Raw genomic sequence first — 13,042 nt, forward strand, 5'->3', positions numbered from 1 at the left:
GGGCTCAAAGGCCTTTGGCGATCTCGTCCCACTGCTGCGAAAGGCTGTCACGGAAGGCCGGTGCGGCAACGTCAATCAGCGCATTGGCGCGGGCGTGCAGCGACAGACCGCGCAGCGACGCGACGCCGTGCTCGGTGACGATGAAATCGGCGGAGTGGCGCGGCAGCGCGGTGAAACCGGCGCCGAGCTTGGCGACCACGCGCGTGTGCTTGCCGTCGTCGGTCGCGGCCGGCAGGGCGATGATGGAGCGCCCGCCCGGCGACAGCAGCGCGCCGGCGGCATACGCCGGCAGGCCGCCGACTCCGGCGACCAGCTTGCCGCGAATTGAGTCGGCATTGACCTGGCCGAACAGGTCGACCTCGACCGCCGAATTGATGGCGCAGAAATTGTCGATGGCCGCGATGCGGCGCACGTCGTGCGTTTCGCTGGCCGGACGGAAGTAGAAGGCGGTATCGCGGCCAACGCGGTCATAAAACGCGGCGTCGCCGAGCGCGACCCCGGCCTGCACGTGGCCCTCGCCCGCAGCCAAGCAGCCGGCGTCGAGCAGGCTCAGCACCGGGGTCGACACCATGCCGGACCAGACTTTCAGGTCACGGTGGCCGGTCAGCGACGCGAGAATGCCGGCTTGCAGCTTGCCGACGCCAAACTCCAGCGTATCGCCGTCGCGCACCAGCTCGGCGACGCGGCGGGCATGTTGCAGCATGGCCTCGTCGGGGGTGCCGCCATCGAACAGCAAGGGCGTTTCCGCGTGTTCAAAGGTCGCGTCGAAATCGCTGATGTGCACCTCGAAACTGCCCCGCGTGCGCGGCAGACTCGGGTTGACGTGCGCCACGCGGCGACGGGCCTTGGCCCATACCGCCGGGTGAAAATCCCAGCTCGGGCCGAGACTGCAACGGCCGTTTTCATCTGGCGGGGTCACCTGCGCGACCAGCAGGTCGATTGCCGGCAACTGACGCAGGTCATGAAAGATGCCGGGGTAGTCCAGCGGCAGCAGTTCGGCACGACCATCGGCCAGACCGGGGCGCAGTTTTGGCCCCATGAAATAGGCGCGCTGCCGGGCCTGCGGGTGCAGCCCAAGGTAGTCGGTGTGGTTGATGCCGGGGAAATGCACGCCGACAAACTGCACACCGGCGCAGGCCTCGGGGTTGGCCTTCAGCGCCGCCGCAAAGGCCAGGCTTTCGCCCGACATGCCAGGCACAAACACGCGCATGCCCGGCCGCAGCGAGGCGACGGTGGCGGCAGCGGTGGTCGGCGTAGGTGCAGTCATGCCAACGCTCAGGCGCGCAGAAACGCGTCAACCTGCGACAGCGGTGTCAGGGCAGCTTTCAATGCCGGATCGGCCTTGGCGGCGAGCGTGGCAATGTGCGCAGCGCCGGTCTGCCGCAACCAACTGAACGGGCCGCCGGTGTAAGACGGATACAGCCCGGCATTGACGGCGGCCACGTCGGCCAATTCCACTGGCTCGGCCTTGCCGGCTTTGCCCGACTGCCAGCAGGCGAGCGCAGCCGCGGCGCCGAGCAGCAGTTTGGTGTCTTCGTTGCCATTGGCCGCCTTGGCAGCGGCCTTGGCCTCGCGCAGTTTCGGCAAGAAGGCGTCGTCGCCCTCGGCCAATGGGCTCTTGTCACCGAGCAGCCCGAGCTTGGCGGCCTTCTGCCGATTCAGGAACAGGCTACGCACCATGTTGCCGGCAACCGGGTCACGCATCAGCTCGACGAAGATGCGCATCTCGTGCTCGCCGGCCTCGGTCATCGGCAGCGACCAGCCGCCGACCACGCAGTCGATGATGGCGATGTACGCCGGGTAGTGGCGCAACTGGTAATCGCTGATGCCCACGGCTTTGGCGATGGCGGCGCGGGCGGACTCGTTGTTGCTGAAGTCAAAAGGTGCGGTGTCAAACGTGGCGCCTGGGGCATCCCAGGGTGCCTGCGCGCGGCTGATGTTGCGGGCGCGCTTTTTCGCGGCTTCAACGAGTTGATCGGCGGGGACGACTTCATCAACCAGGCCCAGCTTGAGCGCTTCCGCCGGGGCGACGGGGTTGCCGTTGAGCAGCATCTCCAGACCCTTGGCGGTGCCGATCAAATGCGGCAGGCGCTGCGTGCCACCGGCGCCGGGCAACAGGCCCAGCTTGATTTCGGGCAGGCCCAGTTGAATGGACGGGTCGTCGGCGACCACGCGCTCACGGCAGGCCAGACAAACTTCCAGCCCGCCGCCCAGTGCCAGCCCGTTGATGGCGGCGACGAAGGGTTTGGGGTTGGTTTCCAGCCGCCGGAACAGTCGACCCAGATGGCCAAACAGGTCATGCAGTTCTTCGGTGCTGCCGGTGCTGGCGGCGCGCTCGGTGAACATTTGGATCATCGCCAGATCGGCGCCCGCCAGAAACGCGGACTTGGCCGAGGTCAGCACCACGGCCTTGATTTGGTCGTCCGACTGGGCGCGGGTGATCAGTGCCTCAAGCGAATCCATCATGTCGCGCGAAAACACGTTCATTGCGCGATTCGGCATGTCGATGCGCGCCAGCAGAATGCCGTCGGCGTCGAGTTCGGTCTGGATGTTGGGATCGGTCATGGTGGGGTCAGGCTCAGGAGAATTTGGGGGAACGCTTGTTGATGAAGGCGTCAATGCCTTCACGACCGTCGATGGAATCGGCGCAGGCCGACACCAGCCGGGCTTCCATTTCCATCTGCGTCTCCAGGTCGTTTCCGGGACTGGCGAGCAGCAGTTGCTTGATGTTGCGGTTGGCCCCTTTGGCGCCGCGCGCGAACTGCGCGGCAAGGGCTTCGACCTCGGTGTGCAGTTGGTCGTCGTCGACCACAGCGGTGATCAGACCCCAGTCCAGCGCTTCGGCGGCCGACAGCGTGCGGTTGGTGAGCATCAACTCCTGCGCGCGGCGCAGGCCAACCAGTCGCGGCAACTGGTGAGAGGCGCTGCCGTCGGGGCTCAGCCCGGCGCGGGTGTAGGCCATGTTGAAGGCGGCTGATTTGCCGGCAATCACCAGGTCACCGGCAATGGCCAGACTGAAACCGCCGCCGGCGGCCATGCCGTTGACGGCCACGATCAGCGGCGCGTCCATGCGGGCGAAGGTCGAGACCGCGCGGTGCAGATGATTGGCGAGGCGCCTGACATAAACGCCGCGGGCGTCGCCAGCATCGGCCATGCCCTTCAGATCGCCACCGGCCGAGAAGAACTTGCCGGCGCCGGTCAGCGTGACGGCCTTGACCGTGGGGTCGGCTTCGCAACGGGCGGCCACGTCGGCCAGCTCGCGCATCATCGGTTCGTTGAAGCCGTTGGCCGCACCGGGCCGGTTCAGCGTGATGCGTGCCACCGCATCCGATTGTTCAAAGGCAAGGGTGTCGTAGTCGCTCATCGCTGCTCCGTGGTCGCGTCAAAAAGCCCGCGCCCGAAGCGGGCGCGGGCATCAATCATCACGCGAACTTTTTGAAGTCCGGCTTGCGCTTCTCGTTGAAGGCCTTCACGCCTTCTTTCGATTCTTCAGACTGGTAGTAGCCCTTTACCGCGGCCACGCCCATGAAACTGATGCCGCGAATGTTTTCGCTGTCAGCGTTGAACGAACGCTTGGCGATGGCGATGGCGGTGGGGCTGAGCTGGTTGATCTCGGCCGCCCAGGCTTCGCACTCGGCATCGAGGTCATCGTGCGGCACGACCTTGTTGACCAGGCCCATTTCCAGCGCTTCCTGCGCCTTGTAGCGGCGGCACAGAAACCAGATTTCGCGGGCTTTCTTCTCGCCGACCATGCGCGCCAGATACGCGGTGCCGAAGCCGGGGTCCACCGAGCCGACCTTGGGGCCGACCTGGCCGAACTGCGCCTTCTCGGAGGCGATGGTCAGGTCGCAGATGGTGGCAAACACGTTGCCGCCGCCAATGGCAAAACCCTGCACGCGGGCGATGACGACCTTGCGGCAGTCGCGGATGGCGGTCTGCAGCTCTTCGATGGGAAAGCCCACCATGCCGCGCGGGCCGTAAAGGCCATCGTCGGAGTAATGCACTTTCTGGTCGCCGCCGGTGCAGAACGCCTTGTCGCCAGCGCCACCGAAGATGACGGTGTTGACCGACTTTTCTTCGTCGGCGGCGCGGAAGGCGAGGATCAGCTCTTCGACCGTCTGGTTGCGGAAGGCATTGAACACTTCCGGGCGGTTGATGGTGATGCGGACGGCGTTCGCGCCAACTTCGTAGGTGATGTCTTTGTAGTCGCTCATGGAATTCTCTTTGTGGGTCGCCAGTGTGGAAAGAAGCCTGCAAAACCCGTGTGAATTGATCGGGATGCGCGTCTCCGGGGCGAAATTATAGTATGCAACCATACGGCAATGCTGATGATGGCCCGCGCACGGCGCAGGCGCGTCTTTACATTGGGTGATGCGCAGGCAGCCGCGGGTGGCACTTTATTGCCCTGCAGTCTCTGCCACGTTGAAGGGTGGCGCCGGCAAGCACGCCAACAGTTCGGCCAGCGTGGTGCGCTTGAGCCTCGGGCGCGACAGTTGCGCGCCGTCGTGCTGCTCCTGCCGGTCAATGTGCTGCCAATCGGTGTAGCGGGTCAGCGACGGCGCATGCTTGGTCAGCTTCGACAGCACCGCGTCAGCGCTGAGTGTGCCGCCGGCAGGCAAAACGCCTGCGTCGGCATCGGCGATCAGGGACTGCACACAATCCCGAGCGCACTTTTTGTTGCTGCCGATGATCCCCTGCGGGCCGCGACCAATCCAACCGGTGACATACGCGCCGGGGACCGGTTGCCCCTCGTCGATCACCCGGCCATCGCGGTTGGGGATGACGCCGCGCCGCGCATCGAAAGGCAGCCCGTTCAGGGCCTTTCCGCGATAGCCGATGGCGGCCAGGACCAGGCCCGTTTGCAGCACCTCGGTTTCGGCACCGGCGTTGCCGGTTGATGCGATGCGCAGGCCCCCGACCTGGTGATGGCCCAGCACTTCGACGGGCGCACTGTGGAAGCGCAGGATGATTTTTCGGTGACCGCTGCGGCGCTGCGTGCACAGGGCTTTCAGGGCCGCCATCTTCGGGCCGTGACCGGGGGTGGATGCGAGCACGACACGCTCGGCCTCGGCGCCTTCGACCCCGATTGCCGTGTCGGGCAGCTCGCCCAGCTCTTCGAGTTCGGGAAAGTTGAAGGCGGCGTCCTCAGGGCCGCGACGGCCGAGAATCACCACCTCACGAACCCGGCTCTGTGCCAGCGCGGCCAGCGCGTGAGCGGCGATGTCGGTCTGGCGCAGCGCATCGACCGGTTTGAGCAGGATGCGCGCAATGTCCATGGCGACATTGCCGTTGCCGATGATTACTGCGCGTTCGCTGCTGAGGTCGAATGTGAGGTGGCTGAAATCGGGATGGCCGTTGTACCAACCGACGAACTGCCGCGCGGCATGGCTGCCGGGCAGGTCTTCGCCGGGAATGGCCAGCCGCCGTTCGTCTTCGGCGCCGACCGCGTAAATCACCGCGTCGTACCAGGCCGACAGATCGGCAGGGCTGACCGAGGCGCCCACGCTGACGTTGCCGATGAAGCGAAATCCCGGACGGTGGGCGATGGCATCAAACACCCGGCTCATCCTCTTCTTATCTGGATGGTCGGGCGCGACGCCGCCGCGAATCAGTCCCCAGGGTGTGGGCAGGCGGTCGATGACGTCCACCTCGACCGGCATCGTGATCTGTTTGACGAGTCGGCCCTTGATGAACGTCCCCGCCGGGTTTTCCAGCAAGTGCCCGGCGGCATACAGGCCGGCCGGTCCGCTGCCGACGATGGCGACGCGCAAGGGACGGGGCTCAGCCATCAACCGGCTCCACCACGCGCGATTGAAAATGCTCGGCATTGATGCGCGTGTAATGACGCCATTTGGCCGGCAGCTGGTCCTGCGAAAAAATGGCCGAGACCGGGCAGGCCTCTTCGCAGGCGCCGCAGTCCACGCATTGCAGCGGGTTGATGTAGAGCTGCGTGGCGTGGGTGAAGCCATCCTCATCGGGCATGGGGTGAATGCAGTCCACCGGGCATACCTCAACGCAGGCGTAGTCGGCGACGCAGGGCGCGGCGATGACGTAGGTCACGCGGCCACCGCGGCGTCAGCCGGTACCGCACGCACCCGCACGGCAACCCCATTGACCGTGGCGTTGCCGCTGGGCAGGTCGGTGGAGTCAGCGCGATTGGTGGTGAGGCGGTTGTAGCCCACGCCGCCAATCGCGACCGCGCGTTGCCAGCCACCCTGGTGGCCCCAGCCCTGTGGCAGGGCGACGCTGCCGGGCATCATCTCGTCACTGACGCGCGCCGCAGGCACCACGATCTGACCGTAGGCCGAGGTGATTTCCACCGGGTCGCCGTCGGCAATGCCGAAGCGCGCGGCATCGATGGGGTGAATGCGCAGGCGCTGCACGCGGTCACCCACGATGAGCTTGGGAATGTTGTGCAGCCAGGTGTTCTGGGTGCGCAGTTCGCGCAGGCTGATCAGGCTCAGCGGATAGTCGGCATTCACCGTGGTATCGAAGGCCAGCATCCGCGTCATCTCGGCGCGAATCAGGGCGTGGTCGAGCTGCACCTTCTTGCCCTTGGTGAACAGGCGCTTCTTCAGAATGCCGGTGGGCAGGCCGTCGGCCAGTTTGATGGCGCCGTTGTGGTTCATCAGTTTCTTGCGGCTCAGGCCCTTGGGCCGTAAGCCGAACCAGTCGCCCTCGGGCCCGGTGCGCAGGCCCACGTCCATCAGAAACGCCGGGCTGGGCCGCAGCCCCAGCTTGCCCAGCAATTGGGCGCCGGGAAAGTCGGCCGGCACGATGCCGATACGCCGGGCAATGTCGTCCATGATCCAGGCATCGTCGCGGGCTTCCCCGCGCGGCGCCACGGTGGGCCCCACCCACTGCGCGTGCGGCACGCCGCTGTGTGACTGCGTGAAGATCGGGAAGCCCTCGCGCTCCAGCCACACCGTCGGCGGCAGGATGAAATGCGCGAGGCGGCTGGTTTCGGTCATGTACACGTCCAGCGAAATCAGCAGGTCAAGCTGCTCGAAGGCGCTGCGCAGTTCGTCGGCCGCCGGGCTGCTGTTGGCCGGGTTGGCGCCGATCACCATCATCGCCCGCAACTGACCCTTGCCCGGCGTGCGAATTTCACGCGGAATGCTCACCACTGGCGAGGTGCCCGCCACTTCGGGGAAGTTGTCGACGCGGGTGCGCCAGCGGTCGTAACCGGTGGCCTTGAGTTGGTGCATCAGTGATTCGAGGTCGATGAACGGCCGCGCGAAGCACCAGCCACCGGGGCGGTCGAGATTGCCGGTCGCGATGTTCAGCGCATCGAGGAAATACTTGCCCAGCGAGGCGAACGGGCCAATCGACATGCCGCAACGCCCATAGGCGCAGGCCGAGGGCGCGGCCGCAAAATCGCGGGCCAGTTGCTGGATCTGTTGCACCGGGATGCCGCAGGCCGCTGCCGCCTGGTCCAGGGTCAGCGTTGCCAGCATCTGCGGCAGAATTTCATGACCGGCGGTTTGTTCGCGCAGCGCGTCCAGGTCGGCCAGGCCTTCGTCGAAAATCACTTTCAGCAGCGCCGCCAGCAACCAGACATCACCGTTGGGGCGAATCGGCACGTGCTCGAACAGGCTCGCGGTTTCACTGCGGCGCGGGTCGACCACCACCACCCGGCCGCCGCGCTCGGTGACCGCCACCATGGTGTCGCGGAAGCGCCCGATGTTGGCCATGCTGCCGTGTGACACCGCCGGATTCGCGCCCAGGCAGAGCATGAAATCGGTGCGGGCGATGTCCGGAATCGGGTTCAAAAAGTTGCTGCCATAAAGCAGTTGGCTGACCAGCCAATAGCCATTGATGTCGATCGACGCCGCGCTGTACAGATGCTGGGTCTTGAGGGCACCGGCCATGCCAAACAGGTTGAGAAAGGCGCCGAAGTTCCAGGCCACCGAGTTGCCCTGGTAGAGGCCAATCGATTCGCCGCCGTGCTGGGCGATGATGCCGTTGAGGCGCTCGCCGATCTCGTCCAGCGCCTCATCCCAGGTGACCTGTTTGAAGCTGCCGTCAGGCTGGCGTTTCAGAGGATGCAGGATGCGGTCGGGGTCGTCGCGAACCGCCGAAAACGCCAGGCCTTTGGCGCAGGCAAACCCGCGCGTGTTGGGATGGTCCGGATCGGCGCGCAGGCTCAGCACGTCGGCGCCCTGCACGGTGGCTTCCAGCCCGCAGGAGCCTTCACAGACCCCGCAGAAAATCTTCTTGGTGGTGGGGGCTTCGGTCGACGGGCTGGTGTTCATGATGCGGTCACTCCTGAGGGCACTGCCGGGCTCACGCTACGCCGATAACTGCTCGCGCAGCGCCTGCTTCATCACCTTGCCGCTGGCGGTCATCGGCAATGCCGCCATGAACTCGACCTGCTTGGGCACCTTGTATCCGGCGATCAGTTCGCGGCAGTGGCTCACGACCCTGTCGGCGGTGAGCCCGGCGGCGGGGTCGGCCATGATGGCCACCACCACGCGTTCGCCCCACTTGTCGTCGGGCAGGCCGATGGCGGCGCACAGCTGCACACCCGCCAGCTTCTGCACCGCCTGTTCGACTTCGGTGGAGTACACGTTTTCGCCGCCGCTGACGATCATGTCTTTCACGCGGTCAACGATGTACAGATAACCGTCAGCATCGCGATAGCCGCCGTCACCCGAGCGATACCAGCCGTCGCGGAAGGCGGCGGCGGTGGTTTCGGGCTGATTGAAGTAGCCGGTGGTGAGTGAGGGCGAGCGAATCAGAAACTCCCCGACCGTGCCGTCGGGCACTTCATGGCCGTGCTCGTCCGCGACCTTGATCTCGATCAGCGGCAGCGGGCTGCCGCAGGATTTGAGGCGCTGCTCGTTGTTCACATCGTGATCGGCCGGACGCAAGAAGGTCACGCCCGCACCGGTTTCGGTGGCGCCGTAAAACTGGATGAAGTCGCACTTGAGTTCGGTGATGGCACGCTTGAGCAGGTGCGCGCCAATCGGCGACCCGGCGTACACCACCACCCGCACCGGCGAAAAATCGGCGGTGGCGGCATCGGGGTGATCCAGCATCATCTGGATCACCGTGGGCACCAGCGGCAGGATGCTGGGTTTGTCGCGGGCAATGAGCTTCAGCAGCGCGCCGGGGTCGGGCATGGCGTACACCGCCACGGTCACGCCGTTGTACAGCGCCTGCAGCGACAGGCCGGTGCCCATGGCGTGGAACAGCGGCATGACGGTGAGCATCACGTCGTCGTCCTGATAGCGGAACGAGGTTTCGAGATGCTCGCAAAGCCGCAGCAGCAGATAGCCCTGGTGCGACATCTGCACGCCTTTCGGCTTGCCGGTGGTGCCCGAGGTGTACATCAGCACCGAGGTCCACCAGGGGTTGACGTCAATCTCGGGATGACGGTTCGGGGCGGCCTGCATGCGCGTGTCGAGTTCGGACGTGCCCGGCTGGGCCGAGTTGAAGATCAGCGTCTCGAAACCCCGTTCGGCCTTAAGTTTGGCAGCCGTTTCGGCATAGGCCTGATCGGCAACCAGCATTGCCGGCTGGGCGTCTTCGACAATGGCCGCAAGCTCTGGCACAGCCAGCCGCCAGTTCAGCGGCAGCAGCGCCGCGCCGACCTTGTTCACGCCAAACAGCAGGTCGAAGTACTGCACGCTGTTGCCACCCAGAAAGGCGACGCGCTGGCCGGGCTGTATGCCCATGGCCAGCAGCACCTGGGCCACGCGGTTGCTGCGCGACTCCAGCGCCTGCCAACTGATCGGGCCGTTGGCGTCAACCAGCGCGGCATGCTCGGGCCTGGTCTGCGCCCAGTGGCGGGGAATGTCCCCAATGGTCTTGATCTCGGCGTAGTGCCACATGACAGCCTCTCCTCAAAAATGGACGGGACCGGTGGGCCGGTCTCCTTCTTTGTAAATAAGTGGAACGGATCAGCAACCCACGGTTGCGGCACGCCCGATTCTGGCCTGCGCGTCGGGCTCGTTGAGCCAGTCCGGCCAGCCCGCAGCACGATTGGCGGCCGAGGCCAGTGCACGTTCTTCGGCGTTGGCGAACTCAAAGTCCCAGTGCTTCAGCGCCGGCATGGCAATCGCCCGTTCCCACAGCGGCGGAATCAGCGAGGCAAAAAAGCACACGAACAGACTCGGCATGGGAATCGCTTCCTTGTGCGGCACCAGCTCGTAATAGCGCTTGTAGGAATTGAGGTGGTGATCGGCGTGGTTGGTGATGTCAAAGCTCAACACGCGCGACAGCCACGTCAGGTGATTCCACAAATGCCGCCGCCCGATGGGCGCGCCTTCGACGCGAATCAGCCCGTAGTGCTGGAAGTAGTTGAAGGCTTCGGCCCACAGCCGGGTGATCAGCATGGCGCCGGTGGTCAGCGCCGCCGCCTGCCAGCCGCCGATCAGAAACACGATGCCCTGGAACAGCACCTGCACGCCGATGGCGCGGTAGCCGCGATGTCGCCAGTGCCAGGCGCTCAGGCCCTTGGAGCGCATCGCCTTGGACTCGGTGGCCACGTCCCAAACGGTCTGCTCCCACACCGCCTTGAGGACGAAGTGATACAGCGACATACCGCGCGGCGCAGTGTCGCCGTCCTTGGGGGTGGCCACGTCGATGTGATGACCCACCACGTGGGCGATATCGCGCATCGAGTCGAACTGGCACATCTGCGCGTAACGCCCCACCGTGCGGCCCAGCGGACTGCGCTTGTGATAAAGCTCGTGCGCCGCCGGGGCCAGCGGCACGATGGACGTCCACGCCAGGCTGAGCACGCCGCCGGTGATCTGGAAACCGTTGACGAATGCGCCGTTGGCGTACTGCCAGGCAAACACCAGATACAGCAGCAAGGGCCCGATGCAGCAGATGTACAGGGGAATGTCCGCGAGGGCTTCGTTGCGCATGGTGCGTGGCGCGTAATCACGCGGCATCAACGAATCGGCAATCGCGAGAAACGGGAACATCAAGAAGCCCGCCCACACCCAGTTGCCACCGGCCAAGACCCCGGCATACGCCACGGCCAGCACGGCCACGCCGGTCCAGTATTTTAGATAGTCGTTCATCTCATCCTCCTCACCGCAAACCTGTCGCCTGAGAAATATCAGGCGACGGAAATACCGCCGTTGATGCTGATCGCCTGCCCGGTCATACGTTTGGTGGCCGGGCTGGCCAGGTACAAAATCATTGCCGCCTGATCGGCTGCATCGGAGACGCCCAAATGCGCCATGGCGGAGGCTTTTTCAAACATTTTTGCGCTGAACGCTTCATTGAAAATCAGTTCGGCGCCGGGTGTTCCGGCAATCAGTGAAGGCGTGAGCAGATTGATCCGCACGTGCTCGCGCTTGCACTCCAGCGCTGCGGTTTTGCAGTAAATCAAGATCGCACCCATGGCCGCGCCCACCATGGTCTCGCCGGGTGTTGGAATCTTGCCGGCATCCGAGGCCACCACCACGATGGCGCCGCTGCGCTGCGCGCGCATGGCGGGTAGGGTGGCGTGCACCATGTGCAACGGCGGTAGCATGATTTCCTGAATGCGCTGCGCAACGTCGTCGATGGCGATGTTGTGCATCAGCCGCGGCGGCGCGCTGGGGCCGGTGGTGCAGACCAGCACGTCGATGGCACCGAGGCGTTTGCGGCACTCGGCCTCTGCGCGCGTTGCCTCGGCCGCGTGCGTGGCGTCGACCTTGACGAAGCCCACGTCAGCCCCAGCCACGCGTTCGCGGACACGCGCGCAGGCGGCGGCGCCACGGTCATCGTTGCGACCCAACAGCAACACGCGCGCGCCCCGCTCGGCAAACTGCATGGCTGTTTCCAGACCCACGCCGGCCGTGCCGCCGAGCACCACCACGCCGCATTCGTTGAGGGGTTTGGCGCTCATGGTCAGATCGCCGGATGCTGCTGAACTTGCGGGTAGCGGGCATAGCCCTTGCCGACGCCGTATTCCATGATGCCGTAGCCCACCTCGTCGTCGATGCGCACTTCAATGACGTGGTCGCAGATGGTGCGTACCAGCGTGCGGATGGCCGGGTCGCTCAGGTCCCAGCGGTCGTGTTCGGTGTGCAACTTGCCCTTGTCGTCACCGTGGAACCAGCCGTTGAGGCCGCCGTAGAGGCCGCCCTTCAGGTAGTAGCGCGCCGGCAAAGTGCGCAGGTGCATCTGGCGCGTGCAGCCGTCGGCCAGGGTCACGTCAAACGTGGCGGATTCCACGCGCTGGCCGTGCGGGTCGTCGGCCCAGGTGATGTCGTGGCTGACGCCGGTCATGCGCAGCTTGGGGTCGGGGCGCTGTCCCAGTGGGCCAACAGCCTCGCCCGACAGATAAATGAAGTCGCCCGGCGCGCGCTCCTTGAAGAACACGTGCAGGCCATGATCGGCGAACTGCACCGTGGTCCACGCGTACAGAAACGGCGGGTAAAAGGTGACCGGCGGATGCGACTCGTCGCTGCGCATCTCGGCGCGCACGCCCCAGGAATGGTCGCGCTGCCCCAGCCAGTCGTCCGGGGTGATCTCGAAGCGTTCGCCATCCACTTCCAGCCAGCCTTGGTACACCCCGAGTTGCTGGCCGCGCATCATGTTTTCGGTCACCCGGCCCTGACGGCGGCGGAAGTGCGGTTCTTCCTCGTGCGCGTTCATGGTGCCGAGAAATTCGATGTCGAAACTCAGGCCGGAATCGTTGGGTGCCAGGGTGAGGCGATGACGTTTCAGGCCTTCCAGCACCTCGATTTTCAGCGGGCCGACTTCGGTGTCGAGTGGATTGGGCCGCAGCCGCCGCGAGACGCGGAAGTTGGTCTGGATGTTGCCGACCGTCACGCCGGCAAAGGCATCCATCACGTTGCGATTGGGGTGATAGCCCAGCCCGATGTCGAAAATAATCTCGCCATTTTTCGGGTGGCCGGTGTACCAAAGCCGCTCCATCCACGCTGGATCACTGGTGCCCACGTGGTCGTAGGTGGTCGGGAGCTGGTGGCCAATTAAATCGTCTTGTGCAGTGAGCATGAAGTGTCCCTATCGCATTGCGATGCAAGTGCCCCTCGCCCGCACCGCGGGAGAGGGGGGGACCGTCCGCAGCGCG

11 protein-coding genes are annotated in these 13,042 nt (G+C 65.2%); all 11 read right to left on the bottom strand.

The annotated features are described in order from the left end of the window. Positions 1-4: 4 nt before the first annotated feature. On the bottom strand, positions 5-1,267 hold the full coding sequence (locus U741_RS0103515) for an acetyl-CoA hydrolase/transferase family protein (protein ID WP_029889110.1): 1,263 nt from the start codon (positions 1,265-1,267) through the stop codon (positions 5-7). Between the two features lie 8 nt (positions 1,268-1,275). Continuing rightward, positions 1,276-2,565, bottom strand: a complete 1,290-nt coding sequence (locus U741_RS17610; RefSeq protein WP_052378457.1) for an enoyl-CoA hydratase-related protein — start codon at positions 2,563-2,565, stop codon at positions 1,276-1,278. 13 nt (positions 2,566-2,578) lie between these two features. Beyond that, positions 2,579-3,364: an enoyl-CoA hydratase/isomerase family protein gene (locus tag U741_RS0103525; RefSeq protein ID WP_029889112.1), complete on the bottom strand. Its 786-nt coding sequence runs from the start codon at positions 3,362-3,364 to the stop codon at positions 2,579-2,581. Positions 3,365-3,422: 58 nt separating this feature from the next. Continuing rightward, positions 3,423-4,214: an enoyl-CoA hydratase-related protein gene (locus U741_RS0103530; protein WP_029889113.1), complete on the bottom strand. Its 792-nt coding sequence runs from the start codon at positions 4,212-4,214 to the stop codon at positions 3,423-3,425. A gap of 183 nt (positions 4,215-4,397) precedes the next feature. After that, positions 4,398-5,789, bottom strand: a complete 1,392-nt coding sequence (locus U741_RS0103535) for an FAD-dependent oxidoreductase (RefSeq protein ID WP_052378458.1) — start codon at positions 5,787-5,789, stop codon at positions 4,398-4,400. Then, positions 5,782-6,060: a 4Fe-4S dicluster domain-containing protein gene (locus U741_RS0103540; RefSeq protein ID WP_029889115.1), complete on the bottom strand. Its 279-nt coding sequence runs from the start codon at positions 6,058-6,060 to the stop codon at positions 5,782-5,784. Before U741_RS0103540 ends, U741_RS0103535 begins: the two co-directional genes overlap by 8 nt. Next, positions 6,057-8,255 carry a molybdopterin-containing oxidoreductase family protein gene (locus U741_RS0103545; protein ID WP_052378459.1) on the bottom strand — a complete coding sequence of 733 codons (2,199 nt, stop codon included), beginning with the start codon at positions 8,253-8,255 and terminating at the stop codon, positions 6,057-6,059. The genes U741_RS0103540 and U741_RS0103545 overlap by 4 nt, the downstream gene beginning before the upstream one ends. 36 nt (positions 8,256-8,291) lie before the next feature. Beyond that, positions 8,292-9,836: a class I adenylate-forming enzyme family protein gene (locus U741_RS0103550; protein WP_029889117.1), complete on the bottom strand. Its 1,545-nt coding sequence runs from the start codon at positions 9,834-9,836 to the stop codon at positions 8,292-8,294. Between the two features lie 69 nt (positions 9,837-9,905). After that, a complete protein-coding gene (locus U741_RS0103555) occupies positions 9,906-11,036 on the bottom strand; it encodes an alkane 1-monooxygenase (RefSeq protein WP_043110180.1) in 1,131 nt (376 codons plus the stop codon). Between the two features lie 38 nt (positions 11,037-11,074). Further along, the gene (locus U741_RS0103560) at positions 11,075-11,851 is read right to left on the bottom strand and encodes an SDR family NAD(P)-dependent oxidoreductase (RefSeq protein ID WP_029889119.1); all 777 of its coding nucleotides are present in this window, start codon (positions 11,849-11,851) and stop codon (positions 11,075-11,077) included. Positions 11,852-11,853: 2 nt separating this feature from the next. Then, positions 11,854-12,966, bottom strand: a complete 1,113-nt coding sequence (locus U741_RS18185) for an Rv3169 family protein (RefSeq protein WP_052378460.1) — start codon at positions 12,964-12,966, stop codon at positions 11,854-11,856. Positions 12,967-13,042 lie beyond the last annotated feature (76 nt).

Origin of the sequence: Polycyclovorans algicola TG408, assembly GCF_000711245.1 — a bacterium.
Classification (GTDB): Bacteria; Pseudomonadota; Gammaproteobacteria; order Nevskiales; family Nevskiaceae; genus Polycyclovorans; species Polycyclovorans algicola.